The sequence below is a fragment of the Halorubrum ezzemoulense DSM 17463 genome (assembly GCF_002114285.1).
Classification (GTDB): domain Archaea; phylum Halobacteriota; class Halobacteria; order Halobacteriales; family Haloferacaceae; genus Halorubrum; species Halorubrum ezzemoulense.
Genome location: NZ_NEDJ01000001.1, coordinates 1 through 14,624, shown reverse-complemented (window position 1 = coordinate 14,624; position 14,624 = coordinate 1). Strand labels below are relative to the sequence as shown.

Here is a 14,624-nt window from a genome sequence, read left to right as displayed (position 1 = left end):
GTCGGTACTGTCGATCGCCTCGCCGCGGGGCGACCGGCCTCGCGGCTCAGCGGTCCCGACCGAACCCGGCCGCGACCGTCTCCTCGTCGACCGAGAGGACGGTCGGCCGGCCGTGCGGACAGGCGTACGGGCGGTCGCACTCGCCGAGACGGTCGAGCAGCCCCCGGAGGTCGTCGTGAGCGAGGTCCGAGAACTCGCCGCGCTTCAGCGACGGGTGACACGCCAGGTCCGCGAGGAGGTCGTCGCGCGCGTCTCGCGCCGTCCCCGGGTCCGCCCCGACGAGCGCGGCGAGCGCGTCGCGGAAGGCGTCGGCGTCGGCGGTCCGGCCGAACGGCGCCGGGACAGTCCGGAGGCGACGCGTGCCGCCGCCGAACGCCTCGGTCTCGAAGCCGAGCGCGGCGAGGTCGTCCGCGTGCGCCCTCGCGGCCGCCGCCTCGTCGGTCGACAGCGAGACGGTCGCGGGCGGGTCGAGCGGGGCCGTCGGCACCGGCTCGCCGTCGAACGCGCGGGCCAGCCGCTCGTAGTTCACCCGCTCGTGGGCCGCGTGGCCGTCGATCACGAGGAGCTCGTCGCCGGCCTCGACGAGGACGTACAGGTCGCGGAACGTGCCTATCGGCACGGCGTCGGCGAACGCGCCGGGCCGCGAGCCGTCGTCCGCGCCGACCGGATCGAGGGCGCCGTCGAGGTCGGTGGCGACGTCCGCGGCCCGCCGGAGGTCCGCGCCGGTGAGCGCGTCCTCGACGACCGACGCGACCGCGTCGGCGACCGCGTCGGCGTCGCGGAGCCCCACCTCCCGCTTCGCCGGGTGGACGTTCGGGTCGACCCGAGCGGGCGGCAGCGACACGTCGACCGCGGCCACCGGCTCGCGGCCGTCGGGGAGGAGCCGCCCGTAGCCGTCGCGGACCGCGGCCGCGAGCCGGTCGTTCCGGACCGGGCGGCCGTTCACCGAGACGCGGACGTGATCGCGGGAGGACCGGGTGATCGACGGGTACGCCAGCGTGGCCGAGACCTCGACGCCGACGGCGTCCGCGTCACCCTCCCCGCCGGGCGGCGCGTCGACGCTCGCGGCCACCGTCGTCGACCGACTCGCGGTGTCGCGGTCGTACACGCCGAGCAGCGCGTCCGTGCGGTCGGTCCCCGGCGTCGACAGCGTCGTCGACCCGTCGTGGTCGAGCGTGAACGCCACCGACGGGTTCGCCAGCGCGTAGTCGGCGACGAGCGAGGAGATCCGCGCGAACTCCGCGTTCGCCCCCGCGAGTGACTCCCGACGCGCCGGCCGGGTCGCGAACAGGTCCTCAACGAGAACCGTCGTCCCGCGGGCGCGGCCCGCGGGTTCGACGCTGACGCCGTCGGTCGAGTCGGACGCGCTCGACCGGTTCCCCCGGTCGGCGGTCCCGTCGACGACGACGCGGGTGCCGACCCCGTCGCCGGAGCTCGTGACGACCTCCAGCCGGGCGGCCTCGGCGATCGCCGCGAGCGCCTCGCCGCGGAACCCCAGCGACGGGACGCCCACCGGGTCGCCGTCGGGCGCCAGCTTGCTCGTCGCGTGGCGCTCGACGGCCCGGGCCGCGTCCGCGCGGGCCATGCCCCGACCGTCGTCCGCGACGCGGATCCGGTCGGTGCCGTCGCCGTCGACCGCGACGTCGATCCGCGAGGCGCCCGCGTCGAGCGCGTTGTCGACGAGTTCGCCGACGACGCGGGCGGGTCGAGTGACGACCTCGCCCGCCGCGATCCGGTCGACGGTCGCCGGGTCAAGCCGACGGACGCGACTCTCGCTCTTGGACCGATCACCGGTACCCGACCGGCCGCGCTCGCCGTCTCGCTCACCCGTCATCGCCGACTCGCGACTGGCGGTCGTGGAGGGCGTTCAGCGCCTCGATCGGCGTCATCCGCGCGAGGTCGAGGTCGCGAAGCTCCGCGGCGCGGCCGGGAGGCGCGCCGGCGGCAGGCCTGTCGTCGTCGCCGCCCGTCGGCTCCGCCCGCTCGCTTTCGGGCGGGGTGTCCGCCTCGGACCCGGATCGGCTGCCGTCCTCCGACGCCTCCTCCGCGAGGAACTCGCGCAGCGACGCGTCGCCGTCCCGGTCGCCCTCTGCCTCGCCCTCGCCCGACCGGTCCGCCGGGTCGACCGCGTCCTCGCGTCCGGCTCCGCTCGCCGCCCGCCACCGGTCCGCCTCCTCCGCGGCGACGAGGTCGCGGGCGCGGTCGACGACCGCCCCCGGGATCCCGGCGAGCTCCGCCACCTCGACGCCGTACGACGACGACGAGGCGCCCGGCACGACCCGGTGGAGGAAGGTAACGTCGCCGTCTTCCCGGGTGGCGGTGAAGTGGAGGTTGAAGACGCGCTCTCGCTCGTCGGCGAGGTCGGTGAGCCCGTGGTAGTGCGTCGCGAAGAGCGCGGTCGCGCCCAGCTCGTCGTGGAGGAACTCGGCGGCCGCGCGGGCGATGGCGCGCCCGTCGGTCGTGGCCGTGCCCCGGCCGACCGCGTCGAGGAGGACGAGCGAGTCGGGGCCGGCGTCGTGGAGGATCTCCGTCAGCTCGCTCATCTCTCGCATGAACGTCGACTGGCCGCCCGCGATGTCGTCGGAGGCCCCGACGCGGGTGAACACCCGGTCGAAGACGGGGAGCGTGGCGGCCTGCGCTGGAACGAACGACCCCGTCTGCGCGAGCACGACGGCGAGCGCGACCGACCGCATGTACGTCGATTTCCCGCTCATGTTCGGCCCGGTGATTACGGCGACGGAGCCGCGCGGGAGGTCCGCGTCGTTCGGGACGAACGCGTCCTCGGTCCGCTCGACGACCGGGTGTCTGCCGCCCTCGATCTCGACGCCCGCGGTGGCCGCCCCGTCCGCGTCGGGGGACTCGTCGACGCCCTCCCGCAGTTCGGGCCGGACGTAGTCGTGTTCGACCGCGACCGCGGCGAGCGACGCCAGCGCGTCGAGTTCGGCGAGCGCGTCGGCGAGGGCCTGGATCCGCTCGGTCTCGGCCGCGACGCGCTCGCGGACGTCGACGAACAGCTCGTACTCCAGCGCGTCCGCGCGCTCTGCGGCCCCGACGATCTTCTCTTCGCGCTCCTTCAGCTCCGGCGTGACGTAGCGCTCGCTGTTCTTCAGCGTCTGCCGACGCCGGTAGTCGTCGGGGACGCGGTCGAGGTTCGCGTCCGTCACCTCGATGTAGTAGCCGTGGACCTGGTTGTGGCCGACGGACAGCGAGTCGATCCCGGTGCGTTCGCGCTCGCTCGCCTCCAGATCCGCGACCCACTCGCGGCCCTCGCGCTCGGTGGCGCGCAGGTCGTCGAGGTCGCCGTCGAACCCCTCGCGGATCACCCCGCCCTCGGTGATCTCCTGTGGCGGATCGGTCGCGATCGCGTCGTCGATCAGCCCGCTGACCCCGGCCAGCTCGTCGAGCCGGTCACCGAGGTCGCGGAGGTGCTCGGTTCGGGGGAGGGCGGGGTCGTCGGTGGTGTGGCGTTCCTCTCCCCCCGCGCCCGCCAGCGTCGCCTTCAGGTCGGGGACGACGGCGAGCGTCCGGTGGAGCGAGCGCAGGTCGCGGGCGTCGGCCCGCCCCCGCGAGACGCGGCTCACCAGCCGTTCGAGGTCGTAGGCGGTCGCGAGCGCGTCGGCGACCCCCTCGCGAGCGAGGCTCCGGTCGGCGAGTTCGCCGACCGCGTCGTGGCGGCTCCGGATCGCGTCCGCGTCGACGAGCGGGCGCCGGAGCCAGCGCTCCAGACACCGTCGCCCGAGCGCGCAGTTCGTCTCGTCGAGCGCGTCGAACAGCGTGTCGCTCGCGCCAAGCCCCCGGTTCTCGAACAGCTCCAGGCTGCGCTGGGCCGCCGCGTCGAGCCGGAGCCGGTCGCGGGGGTCGTACCGCCGGACCCGAGTCACGTACGAGAGCGGGCCGTCGTCGCCCTGCGTGTACTCGGCGTACGCGAGCACCGCGCCGGCCGCCCGCAGCTCCGCGTCCGCGTCGAAGCGCCGCTCGGGCGCGGGGAGGTACGGCTCCAGCCGCTCGGTCGCAGTCCGGCGGTCGAAGGCGCCGGCGTCGTAGTCGTGCGTCGTCCACCCGCGCTCCGCGTCGCTCGGCTCGAAGGCCGGCGCGTCCGGCCCCGCGATGAGTTCGGCCGGGGCGATCCGGTCGAGTTCGCCCGCGACCGCGTCCGGACCGCCGGACGTGACGAGGCACTCGCCGGTCGAGACGTCGACCGCGGCGAGCCCGACGGTCGTCTCGGCGGAGTCGTCGTCTTCGGCCGCCACCGCCGCGACGTAGTTCGTCGTCCCCGACTCGAGGAGGTCGTCCTCGACGACGGTCCCGGGCGTGATCACCTCGGTGACGGCGCGGTCGACGAGCCCCGACGCCTGCTCAGCATCCTCGACCTGGTCGCCGAGCGCGACGCGGTAGCCCGCGTCGAGTAGCGACTCGAGGTAGGGGGCTGCGTTGTCGATCGGGATCCCGGCCATCGGGTAGTCGCCGGTCGAGTCGGACCGCTCGGTCAGCGTCACCTCGCAGACGCGGGCCACGGTCTCGGCCGCCTCGCAGAACGCCTCGTAGAAGTCGCCGACCTGAAACAGGACGAGGGCGTCCCCGTGGGCGGCACAGAGGTCGGCGTACTGCGAGAGCATCGGCGTGAGATCCTCGCGGGCGGCGGCGATCCCGGGCGGTAGCCCCGTCACCGTCTCCCTGTCCGCCGGTTCCATACGCCGTACCCGGGCGGCCGCGGTGATAAACGGTGCGGAGGCGAGGAGCGGCAAGCGAGTGGGGCCGCGAGGGAGCGAGCGGAGGCGGCGGGCGACGCGAACGCCGCCCCCGACGTGACCCCCGCCTCGCCGGACGGCCGCCGTCGGGACTCTTACGGTCCTCCGTCCCCCAGTACGGCCGTGACGAACCGAACGATCGTCGTGGTGCTCGCCGGGGCGTTCGTCGGCATGACGGCGCTGCTCGTGATCGCGGGGATCGTCCTCCACCCGATCGCGTTAGCGCTCGCGCTGCCGTTCGGCGCCGTCTCGTACTTCCTCTGGTACCACGCCAGCGGACGCCTCGACGACCAGGCCCGGCGGTCCGCCGAGCGGGCGGGACCGACTGAGCGCGAGCGCGCGAGACAGCGCGCCCGCGCCGAGGCCAACCGAGAGCGCGCGTACCGCGCCGCCGGGACCGACGGCGGTCGGAGCGCGCGCGGCCGACGGGCCGGCGCTCGCGGTCCCGGCGGAGCCGGGGGTGGGGACCCCAGTGACCGCGCGCCCGCGGCCGACCGGATGAGCGAACGGGAGGCGTACGAGACCCTCGGCCTCGACCGCACGGCCGACGGCGAGACGGTTCGCCGGCGGTACCGAGAGCGCGCGAAGCGGCTCCACCCGGACGGCGAGGACGGCGACGAGGAGGACTTCAAGCAGCTCAACGAGGCATACGAAGTGCTGAAGGAGTGACCGCCGACCGAGCGCCTCACGCCGCGTCGAGCGCGGCGGCGACCGCCCGCTCCGCGTCGTCGCGGTCGGACCGCGTGTTGACGTTGGTGAACGTGCGGTCGGTCGTCAGCGAGCGGATCGCCGCGTCGTCGACGACGACCTCGTCCAGCCGGTCCACCAGCGCCAGCGTCTTCCGGTCGCCGCGACCGAGCGCGCGGTCGCAGGCGACCGCGGCCGGCTCCGTCGCGTAGACCGCCTGCGTCGTCTGGTACCACCGCCCGTCGAGCCGCGGGACCGCGGCCTCCGCGCCCGCGGCCGCCTCGCGGAGGTGGGCGAGGAAGCCCGGGTCGACGAACGGCATGTCGCAGGCGACGACGACGGCGTAGGGGTCGGTTGCCGCCCGGCAGGCGTTCCGGATCCCCGCCAGCGGGCCGCGGTCCGGCGCCTCGTCGAGCGCCCAGCGGACGGACAGCGGGACCGCGGCCAGCGCGTCGGCGATCGCCTCGCGCTGGCCCGGGCGGCAGTTGACGACGAGTTCGTCGACGACTGGGTCGCCGCCGCTCGCGCGGTCGGCGCCGGGCGGGACCGGGTCGTCGGTCCCCGCGAGCCGGTCCGCGACCCGACGGATCATGGGGGTCCCGGCGATCGGCGCCACCGCCTTGTCCGCGTCGCCGAAGCGCGTTGAGCGGCCGCCGGCGAGGATGGCTCCGGTCGTCACGCTCGCGGCGTAGACGGCGGGGAGACTTCGCGGTTGCGGTGGCGACGCGCGAGCGCGGAGCGCGGCCGCGACGGACCGCGCTTCCGATCGCGACTGAACGGCGCGCTCGCCCGTCCATCCGCCCGAAAGCGACCCGTTAAGTGGCCGGCGACCCAAGCTATATTCATGCCAGAGGCCACGGATCTGGAGGAGCTGAAGCGGGGGACCGAGCTGGTCAAGCGCGGCTTCGCGCAGATGCAGAAGGGCGGCGTGATCATGGACGTCGTCAACCGCGAGCAGGCCCGCATCGCGGAGGACGCCGGCGCGGTCGCCGTGATGGTCCTCGAACACGTCCCGGCCGACATCCGGAAGCGCGGCGGCGTCGCCCGGATGCCCGACCCCGAGCGCGTCCCCGAGATCATCGACGAGGTGTCGATCCCGGTGATGGGGAAATCGCGGATCGGCCACCGCAAGGAGGCGGAGATCCTGGAGGCGCTCGGGATCGACATGATCGACGAGTCCGAGGTGCTCACGCCCGCCGACGACGAGTACCACACCGACAAGCGCGACTTCACGTCCCCGTTCGTCTGCGGGGCCCGGAACCTGCCGGAGGCGCTCCGCCGCATCAACGAGGGCGCGGCGATGATCCGGACGAAGGGCGAGGCCGGCACGGGCGACGTGAACCAGGCCGTCAAACACCAGCGCACGATCAAAAACCAGATCCGGACGCTCACCGGCCTCAACCACGAGGAGCGCGAGAAGTGGGCCCGCGAACACGGCGCACCGCGCGATCTGGTCCACGAGACCGCCGAGGCCGAGCGGCTCCCGGTCGTCAACTTCGCCGCCGGCGGCATCGCGACGCCGGCCGACGCCGCGCTGATGATGTACCACGGCTGCGACGGCATCTTCGTCGGCTCCGGCGTCTTCGGCGCCGAGGATCCCGAGGCGATGGGCACCTCCATCGTCGAGGCCGTCAACAACTGGGACGACCCCGAGGAGCTCGCCCGGATCGCGAGCGGCAGCGGCAAGGGGATGAAGGGTCAGTCCAACGAGGACATGGCCGAAGAAGAGCAGCTCCAGGGCCGCGGCGTTTAAATACGCGGTCTCGGGCCGCGCGACGATCTATGATAACTGAGCCCGTGTGGCGGGCGTAGCGACGAGCGACCGTCAGACCGCGAACCCCGCCTGCGACCGTTCCGACGTTGATAGCGACACGCGGCGACCGCTCGACTGCGCCGAACGTCTCGTCGCTCCCGCCGCCGGACTCGCCGCCTCGGCGATCGCACGCTCGTCGGTTTCGAACTGATCGGGCCGGGGGTCGCGAACGGACAGCCTCTTCCCGGTCGACCGTCAGGAACGGACGGACATGCTGATCGCCGGAACCGTCGTGGCCGACTCCGAGACCGTCATCCCCGAGGGCGCCGTCGTCGTCGAGGGGAACACGATCGCCGCGGTCGGCGACGAGAGCATCCTGCGGGACCGATATCCCGACCACGAGCGGCGCGCGTTCGACGTCGTCGCGCCCGGCCTCGTCGGCGGCCACGTCCACTCCGTCCAGTCGCTGGGGCGGGGGATCGCGGACGACGCCGCCCTCCTCGACTGGCTGTTCGACGCGGTGTTGCCGATGGAGGCCGCGATGGACGCCGAGGCCACCCGCGCGGCCGCCGAACTCGGCTACTTGGAGTGTCTCGAGTCGGGCACGACGACCGTCGTCGACCACCTCTCGGTGAACCACGCGAACGAGGCGTTCGAGGCCGCGATCGAGACCGGGATCCGCGCGCGGCTCGGAAAGGTCCTGATGGACCGCGACTCGCCGGACGGCCTCTTGGAGGAGACTGACGCCGCGCTCGCGGAGAGCGAGGCGCTCATCCGGGAGTACCACGGGGCCGCAGGCGGGCGCGTCCGGTACGCGGTCACCCCGCGGTTCGCCGTCACCTGTACGGAGGCCTGCCTGCGCGGCTGCCGCGAGTTGGCCGACCGGTACGACGGCGTGACGATCCACACCCACGCAAGCGAGAACGAGGACGAGATCGAGACGGTCGAGGCCGACACCGGAAAGCGGAACATCCTCTGGCTCGACGAGGTCGGGCTGACTGGGCCGGACGTGACGCTCGCCCACTGCGTCCACACCGACGAGCGCGAGCGCGAGGTGCTCGCCGAGACCGACACGGTCGTCACCCACTGCCCCTCCTCGAACATGAAGCTCGCCTCGGGGATCGCCCCGGTTCAGGACTACCTCGACCGCGGGATGACGGTCGCGCTCGGCAACGACGGCCCGCCGTGTAACAACACGCTCGACCCCTTCACCGAGATGCGACAGGCGAGCCTCCTCGGCAAGGTCAACGCCCGCGACCCCACGAGGCTCCCCGCGTCGACCGTGCTGGAGATGGCGACCGAACACGGCGCCCGCGCCGCCGGCTTCGACCGCCTCGGCGCGCTGCGCGAGGGGCACCGCGCCGACGTAATCGGGATCACGACCGACCTGACGCGCGCGACGCCGGTCCACGACCCCCTCTCGCACCTCGTGTACGCGGCCCACGGCGACGACGTGACCTTCACCATGGTCGACGGCGCGGTCCGGTACGCGAACGGCGAGCACGTCGGGGTCGACGCGGCGACGGTCCGCCAGCGCGCGACGCGACACGCGGAGCGTGTGGTCGAGCAGGCCGGCATCGACACGGCCAAACCGTAGGTCCGCCGGCGAGAGCGGGCCGCTCACCGCAAACCACCGCGATACCCGCTAAAATCGGCTTTATCGGCGCAAATCCGACCGGAGTATCTCTCGTTTATACCCGTCCGCGGCCCGTCCGTCGAATCACCATGACGGACCGATCGCGGACGGCAGACGACGACGGATCGCAGCCGACAGACGACGACCGACCGGCAGACGCGGCCACCGGCGGCCTCGGCCGACGCGAGTTCGTCGCCGTCGGCGCCGGCGCGAGCGCGACGCTCCTCGCCGGCTGTACCGGCGGCGAATCGCCCCCGTCGTCTGGCGGCTCGGACGGCTCCGACGGCTCGGACGGCTCCGACGGCTCGGACGGCTCGGAACCGCTAACCGGCACTTTCCGGCTCCTCATCAGCGACGCCCCGGCCGACATCGACGACTTCGACCGGCTGGACGTGACCCTCGACCGAGCCCGCGTGTTCGAGGCTGGTGACGGCGAGGACGAGGACGACGAAGACGGAGATGAAAACGAGGACGACGCCGGCGAGAACGTCACCGACACCGACGGTGACGACGGGTCCCCCAACGGAACGCCGGACGACGAGGACGAGGGGGACGACGTGGCAGGAGACGAGAGCGGAGACGACGAGGAAGACACCGAAGGAGACGACGACGAGGAAGACGACGCGGACGAGGGCGAGGACCGCGGCTTCAGGGTCGTCGACCTCGACGGCGCGACGGTCGACCTCACGCAGGTGATCGACGAGGACGCGATCGCCGTCTTCGACGGCGAGCTCCCGGCCGGGGACTACGAGAAGATCGAACTGGCGGTCTCCGCTATCGAGGGGATCGTCGACGGCGGCGAGGTCGACGTGAAGCTCCCGAGCGAGAAGCTCCAGATCACGAACGAGTTCGAGGTCACCGCCGACGAGCCGGTCAGCTTCGTCTTCGATATCAACGTCGTCAAGCGCGGCAAGAACAACGGCTACATCCTCAAACCCGTGATCTCGGGCAGCGGGGTCGCGGGCCGCGACGTCGAAGTCAACGAGATCGACGAAGACGAGGACGGCGACGGCGACATCGAAGAGTCAGAGGCGGACGAAGACGGTGAGGAGGGCGGCGACGAGGAGAGCGACGACGGGGAGACGACCGACGACTCCGGTGACGGCGACGCCACCAGTGGTAACGAGACGGACGACGCGGAGAACGGGACCGAGACCGGAAGCTAACTACGAGGAGGTCCCGACCGACGATGCGGTCGCGGACGGGCTCCTCGCCCACTGCATCGCGGCGTCGTCGTCGTTGAACGCCTCGGTGTCGACGCCCTCGACGTCGATGGTCCGCTTGAGGTACCGCCGCTTCGAGCGCTGCCCGACGACGGCGAAGCGGTCGACGCCGCGGGCGACCGCTATCTGCGCCGACTCGCGGAGCGCGCGCCGGCCGGCGTCCGAACACGGCCTGCTCGTCCGCACGACGATCACGATCGCGTCGACATCGTCGGGGTCGGTCGCGCTCCGCCAGCGGTCGAGCAGCGCCTCGCCGTCTGCGGGGCTCAGCCCAGTCCCGTGTGGGAACTCGACGACGAGGATATCCTCCTCGACCCGCAGCAGCCAGCGCTCGCTCGGTTCCATGGCACCCGATATCACGTTCCCGATAATAAATCCGCGCTCCCGAATATCACGAGTGGTATTTTCGCGGCCGAATCGGGACGCGACCGCGTCGTTACCCGCGAGCGAGCCGAAGCGACGAGAAACCCCAACGCCGCCTTGCGTTTTCGCTCCGGATATTCGGCGGCCACGACGGCCGCCTCGACGCGGCCGCGCCGCTGTCGTTCCGCTTCAGTCACGCGACCGCGGGGTCAGCGCGGACCGTCGCCGGACGCGGCGGTCGACGCTTTGCCGGCCGCGTCGACGACTGCGGCCGCGAGCGACTCGAACGACGCCGCGTCGGGAACGACGTCGACGTCGACGCCGCGGTCGGCCGCGGTCTCGGCCGTCGGCGGGCCGATGGCGCCGACGACCGCGTCCCCCAGTCCGGCGCGCGCCGCCTCCTCGACCCCGCGGTCGGCGGCCGCCGCGAGGAAGTGGTCGACCGTGAGCGAGGAGGTGAACGCCGCCGCGTCGAGGTTGCCCGCGGCGGCCAGCTCCGCGGAGTCGCCCGCGGCGGCCGGCCGCGCGAGCCGATACAGGACGGTCTCGGTCACCTCGGCGCCGGCCTCGCGGAGCCCGTCGAGGAGGACGTCGCTGCCGTGATCGGAGCGGGCGACCGTCACGCGCTCGCCCCCGACGCGCGGTTCGAGCGCCGCGACGAGGCCCGCGGAGGTGTACTCTTCCGGGACGACGGCGACCGTCCACCCCGCGTCGCGGGCGGCCGCGGCGGTCGTCGGGCCGATGGCCGCGAGGTCGGCGTCCCCCGGCTCCCAGCCCGCCTCGGCGGCCAGTTCGACGCCGGTCTTGCTCGTGAACACGACGAGCGGCGCGTCGGCTGGGACGGCGCCCGTCGGCTCGACCTCGAGCATCGGGTCGGCGACCGGCTCCGCGCCGAGCGACCGGAGCAGCTCGACGGCCGCCTCGATCCGCTCGTCGTCCGGCCGGAAGACGGCCACGCGCGGGCGGCCACCCCCGTCTTCGCTCACGTCTCGTCACCTCCGACCGACCCGTCGTCGTCTCCCTCCGTCGCCGGCCGGACCGGTGCGGAGCCGGCGTTCTCGAGGAAGGTCACGACGCGGTCGCGGGTCGCGGCAACGTCGCCGATCACGGTGATCGCGGGCGGCTCGATCCCCGCCTCGTCGCGGGCGTCGACGATCGTGTCGAGCGTGCCGGTCGCGACGCGCATGTCGGGCCACGTCGCGCGCTCGACGAGCGCGACGGGCGTGTCGCCGCCGAGGCTGGCGTCGCGGAGCTCGGCCGTGTACGCCGGCAGCTTCCCGACGCCCATCAGCACGACGATGGTGCCGCCGGTCGCCGCCAGCGCCTCCCAGTCGACGGCGGACTCGTCTTTCGTCGGGTCCTCGTGGCCCGTGACGAAGGAGACGGAGGAGGCGTGGTCGCGGTGGGTCACGGGGATCCCGGCCACGGAGGGCCCCGCGATGGCCGAGGTGACGCCGGGGACGACCTCGAAGGGGATCCCAACCTCGGCGAGGTGTTCGGCCTCCTCGCCGCCGCGGCCGAAGACGAACGGGTCGCCGCCCTTCAGCCGGACGACGCGGTTCCCCTCGCGGGCCAGCTCGACCATACGCCGGTTGGTGTACTCCTGCGGCGTCCACTCGCCGCCGGCGCGTTTCCCCACGTCCTCGCGCTTCGCCTCGGGGATCTCGCCGAGGATCTCCGGGCCCGGGAGCTTGTCGTGAAGGACCACGTCGGCCGACTCGATCAGTCGCTTCGCTTTCACCGTGAGCAGGTCCGGGTCGCCCGGGCCGGACCCGACGAGGAAGACGGTGCCGACGCCGTCGTCGCGCCGACGCGTCGGGGGTTCGTCCGCGTTCGCTCCGGAGCCCGCGCCGGCGCCGTCGTCACTCATCGGCGTCGGCCTCCTCGCGGGCCTCGGCTATCAGCTCGTCCGCCCCGCGGTCCGCGAGGTCGGCGGCAAACTCGGCGGCGGCCGTCGCGTGTGACCGGATCGGGAGGTCGCGGGTGTCGGCCACCTCCTCGGTGCCGTCGGTCGACAGCACCCGCGCTCTGACGTGGACGTGCTCGCCCTGAACCATCGCGGAGACGCCGATCGGCGCGACGCAGCCCCCGTTGAGCTCGCCGAGGATCGTCCGCTCGACGGTGACCGCGACGCGGGTCCGCGGGTGGTCGACCGCCTTACGGACCGCCTCGATCACGTCGGGGTCGCTCGCGGTGACGGCGATGGCCCCCTGCCCCGCCGCAGGGACGTACTCCTCGCGCGGGAGCCGTGTCGTCTCCACCTCGTAGAAGAGGTTCGAGCGGCGTAGGCCGGCCTCCGCGAGGACGACGGCGTCGTACTCGGTCTCGACCTTCCGCTCCATCGCGTCGCGTTCGAGGTCGGACAGCGAGTCGAACCACTCCTCGACGGTCTCGTCGAACTCCTCGTCGACCTCGTCGCCGTCGGTATCCTCGTCGTCCGTGTCGTCAGCGTTCTCGTCGCCGCCCTCGTCGGCCTCCGCCGTCAGGGCATTCTCCTCGCCCGACGCGATCAGGCGCCGCTCGTGTTCGGCCTGGAGGCCGGGCGCGAGCAGCTTCTCCAGCCGCGTGTCGACGTTGCCCCGGATCGGCTCGACGGTGAGGTCGGGGCGGGCCGCCCGGATCTGCGCCCCGCGGCGGAGCGAGCCGGTGCCGACGACGGCGCCCGCGGGGAGGTCCTCGATCCCGAGTCCCTCCGGCTGGACGACCACGTCGCCGGAGGGCGCCCGCTCGGGGACGCCGGCGACGACGAGCTCCGCCATCTCCTCGGTGGGGAGGTCCTTCAGCGAGTGGACCGCGAGGTCGGCGTCGCCGGCGAGCACCTCTTCGTCCAGGGCGCGCACGAACGCGCCTGTCTTCCCGAGGCGGTGGATCAGTTCGTCGGGGATCTGGTCGCCGCGCGTCTCCACCTGCCGGAGTTCGACGTCGCGGCGCCGGCTCGACAGCGCTTCGCGGACGGTCTCGGCTTGCCGGAGGGCCAGGTCCGACCCGCGGGTCGCGAGCCTGAGCGTTTCGGTCATACCCGGACCGAGGTCCCCCGCGTTCAAAAGCGCACCAGTTCGGCCGCCTCGGCGACCGAGACGGCTCGGTCCCCGTTCGCGCGGCGCGGCTCAGGCGGACACCGAGGCAACTCCCGCCACCGTCACGGGCCCTTTATCCGTCGCGCCCCAAGCCGGAGGCGAGATGGCACGCGCGAGCGCCGGGGCGCGGCTCCACTTCGGCTTCTGTAACCTCAGCCTCTCGCACGAGCGCCTGTACGGCGCGCTCGGCGTCGGGCTCGACAGCCCCCGCGTCGTCGTCGACGCGGAACCGGCCCCGGCGGTGCGCGTGGCGGTCGAGCAAGCGGCGGGGACGCCGTCGAAGTCGGGCGATTCGTCGCCGAGCGTGCGCGACGACGTCCGCGGCTACGCGACCGCGGCGGTCGATCTGCTCGGGGTCGACGGCGCCCGCGTTACGGTCCGCGAGTCGCTCCCCCGTCACGCCGGACTCGGCAGCGGGACGCAACTGGCGGCGGCGACGCTCGCGGCGGTCGCGGCCGCGTACGACCTGCCCGCCAGAGTGCGCGAGCGCGCCCCGGCGCTCGGCCGCGGCGGGCGCTCCGGCGTCGGCGTCGCGACGTTCGAGGACGGGGGGTTCGTCCTCGACGCCGGCCACCCCACCGCGCGCTTCACCACCGACCGCCCCGCGAACGGCGAGTGGACCGTGCCGCCGGTGGCCGCGCGCCACGCCGTCCCGGACGACTGGCGCTTCCTGCTCGTCGCGCCCGAGGCGGCCGCCGGTCGGAACGGCGCGGCGGAGGACGACGCAATGCGGACCGCGGTCGAGCGCGCGGAGCCGGGGCTCGCCGACCGCATCGCCGGCATCGTCACCCGGCGCGCCCTCCCCGCGGTCGCGTCGGGGAACGCGGAGGCGTTCGGCGCCGCTGTCGCCGAGATCGGCCGGCTTAACGGGGCGTGGTACGCCGACGAGCAGGGCGGGGTGTACCGGCCGCCCGTGGGGGAGGTCGTCGACTCCCTGTCGGGGGCCGCGTCGGTGTTCGGCGCCGGGCAGTCCTCGTGGGGGCCGACCGTCTACGGCGTCACCGACGCGGCCCGCGCGGACGCGGCGCGCGACGCCGGCCGGCGCGCCCTCGACGCGGCCGGCGTCGGCGGCGAGGTGTCGGTCGTCCGGGCGACCGACGAGGGGGCGCGAGTCGACGAGAGCGCGGGCGAGTGAGT

Annotated in this window: 12 protein-coding genes; 5 read left to right on the top strand and 7 right to left on the bottom strand. The window is 73.7% G+C overall.

The window, feature by feature from the left end; translation table 11 throughout:
- Positions 1-46: 46 nt before the first annotated feature.
- Positions 47-1,834, bottom strand: a complete 1,788-nt coding sequence (gene mutL / locus B9H04_RS00065) for a DNA mismatch repair endonuclease MutL (protein WP_049930634.1) — start codon at positions 1,832-1,834, stop codon at positions 47-49.
- Positions 1,824-4,691: a DNA mismatch repair protein MutS gene (gene mutS, locus B9H04_RS00060; RefSeq protein ID WP_085682326.1), complete on the bottom strand. Its 2,868-nt coding sequence runs from the start codon at positions 4,689-4,691 to the stop codon at positions 1,824-1,826. Before mutS ends, mutL begins: the two co-directional genes overlap by 11 nt.
- 180 nt (positions 4,692-4,871) lie before the next feature.
- On the opposite strand from mutS, the gene B9H04_RS00055 reads away from it, so the two are divergent.
- The gene (locus tag B9H04_RS00055; RefSeq protein WP_049930639.1) at positions 4,872-5,417 is read left to right on the top strand and encodes a DnaJ domain-containing protein; all 546 of its coding nucleotides are present in this window, start codon (positions 4,872-4,874) and stop codon (positions 5,415-5,417) included.
- 16 nt (positions 5,418-5,433) lie between these two features.
- Here the strand turns inward: B9H04_RS00055 and mobA are convergent, their stop codons facing one another.
- The gene (gene mobA / locus B9H04_RS00050; protein ID WP_049930641.1) at positions 5,434-6,114 is read right to left on the bottom strand and encodes a molybdenum cofactor guanylyltransferase; all 681 of its coding nucleotides are present in this window, start codon (positions 6,112-6,114) and stop codon (positions 5,434-5,436) included.
- A 165-nt stretch (positions 6,115-6,279) separates the two neighbouring features.
- Here mobA and pdxS point away from each other — a divergent pair, with 165 nt between their 5' ends.
- From pdxS to B9H04_RS00035, 3 genes are all read left to right on the top strand, one after another.
- Complete coding sequence (gene pdxS / locus B9H04_RS00045) at positions 6,280-7,188, top strand: pyridoxal 5'-phosphate synthase lyase subunit PdxS (RefSeq protein WP_049930642.1); 909 nt, start codon at positions 6,280-6,282, stop codon at positions 7,186-7,188.
- 271 nt (positions 7,189-7,459) lie between these two features.
- Positions 7,460-8,785 (top strand): 5'-deoxyadenosine deaminase, encoded by a 1,326-nt coding sequence (locus tag B9H04_RS00040; RefSeq protein WP_049930644.1) that lies wholly within the window; start codon positions 7,460-7,462, stop codon positions 8,783-8,785.
- Positions 8,786-8,913: 128 nt separating this feature from the next.
- On the top strand, positions 8,914-9,990 hold the full coding sequence (locus B9H04_RS00035; RefSeq protein ID WP_049930646.1) for a DUF4382 domain-containing protein: 1,077 nt from the start codon (positions 8,914-8,916) through the stop codon (positions 9,988-9,990).
- Here the strand turns inward: B9H04_RS00035 and B9H04_RS00030 are convergent, their stop codons facing one another.
- The 4 genes from B9H04_RS00030 to hemC all read right to left on the bottom strand — a co-directional run bounded on the left by B9H04_RS00030 (position 9,991) and on the right by hemC (position 13,427).
- Positions 9,991-10,392 (bottom strand): hypothetical protein, encoded by a 402-nt coding sequence (locus B9H04_RS00030; RefSeq protein ID WP_049930647.1) that lies wholly within the window; start codon positions 10,390-10,392, stop codon positions 9,991-9,993.
- 227 nt (positions 10,393-10,619) lie between these two features.
- The gene (locus tag B9H04_RS00025; protein ID WP_049930648.1) at positions 10,620-11,396 is read right to left on the bottom strand and encodes a uroporphyrinogen-III synthase; all 777 of its coding nucleotides are present in this window, start codon (positions 11,394-11,396) and stop codon (positions 10,620-10,622) included.
- The gene (cobA, locus tag B9H04_RS00020) at positions 11,393-12,280 is read right to left on the bottom strand and encodes a uroporphyrinogen-III C-methyltransferase (protein WP_049930649.1); all 888 of its coding nucleotides are present in this window, start codon (positions 12,278-12,280) and stop codon (positions 11,393-11,395) included. The genes B9H04_RS00025 and cobA overlap by 4 nt, the downstream gene beginning before the upstream one ends.
- Positions 12,273-13,427, bottom strand: coding sequence for a hydroxymethylbilane synthase (gene hemC, locus B9H04_RS00015; protein WP_049930651.1), 1,155 nt, complete (start codon positions 13,425-13,427; stop codon positions 12,273-12,275). Before hemC ends, cobA begins: the two co-directional genes overlap by 8 nt.
- A 163-nt stretch (positions 13,428-13,590) precedes the next feature.
- Here hemC and B9H04_RS18940 point away from each other — a divergent pair, with 163 nt between their 5' ends.
- Positions 13,591-14,622 carry a beta-ribofuranosylaminobenzene 5'-phosphate synthase family protein gene (locus tag B9H04_RS18940; protein WP_049930653.1) on the top strand — a complete coding sequence of 344 codons (1,032 nt, stop codon included), beginning with the start codon at positions 13,591-13,593 and terminating at the stop codon, positions 14,620-14,622.
- Positions 14,623-14,624 lie beyond the last annotated feature (2 nt).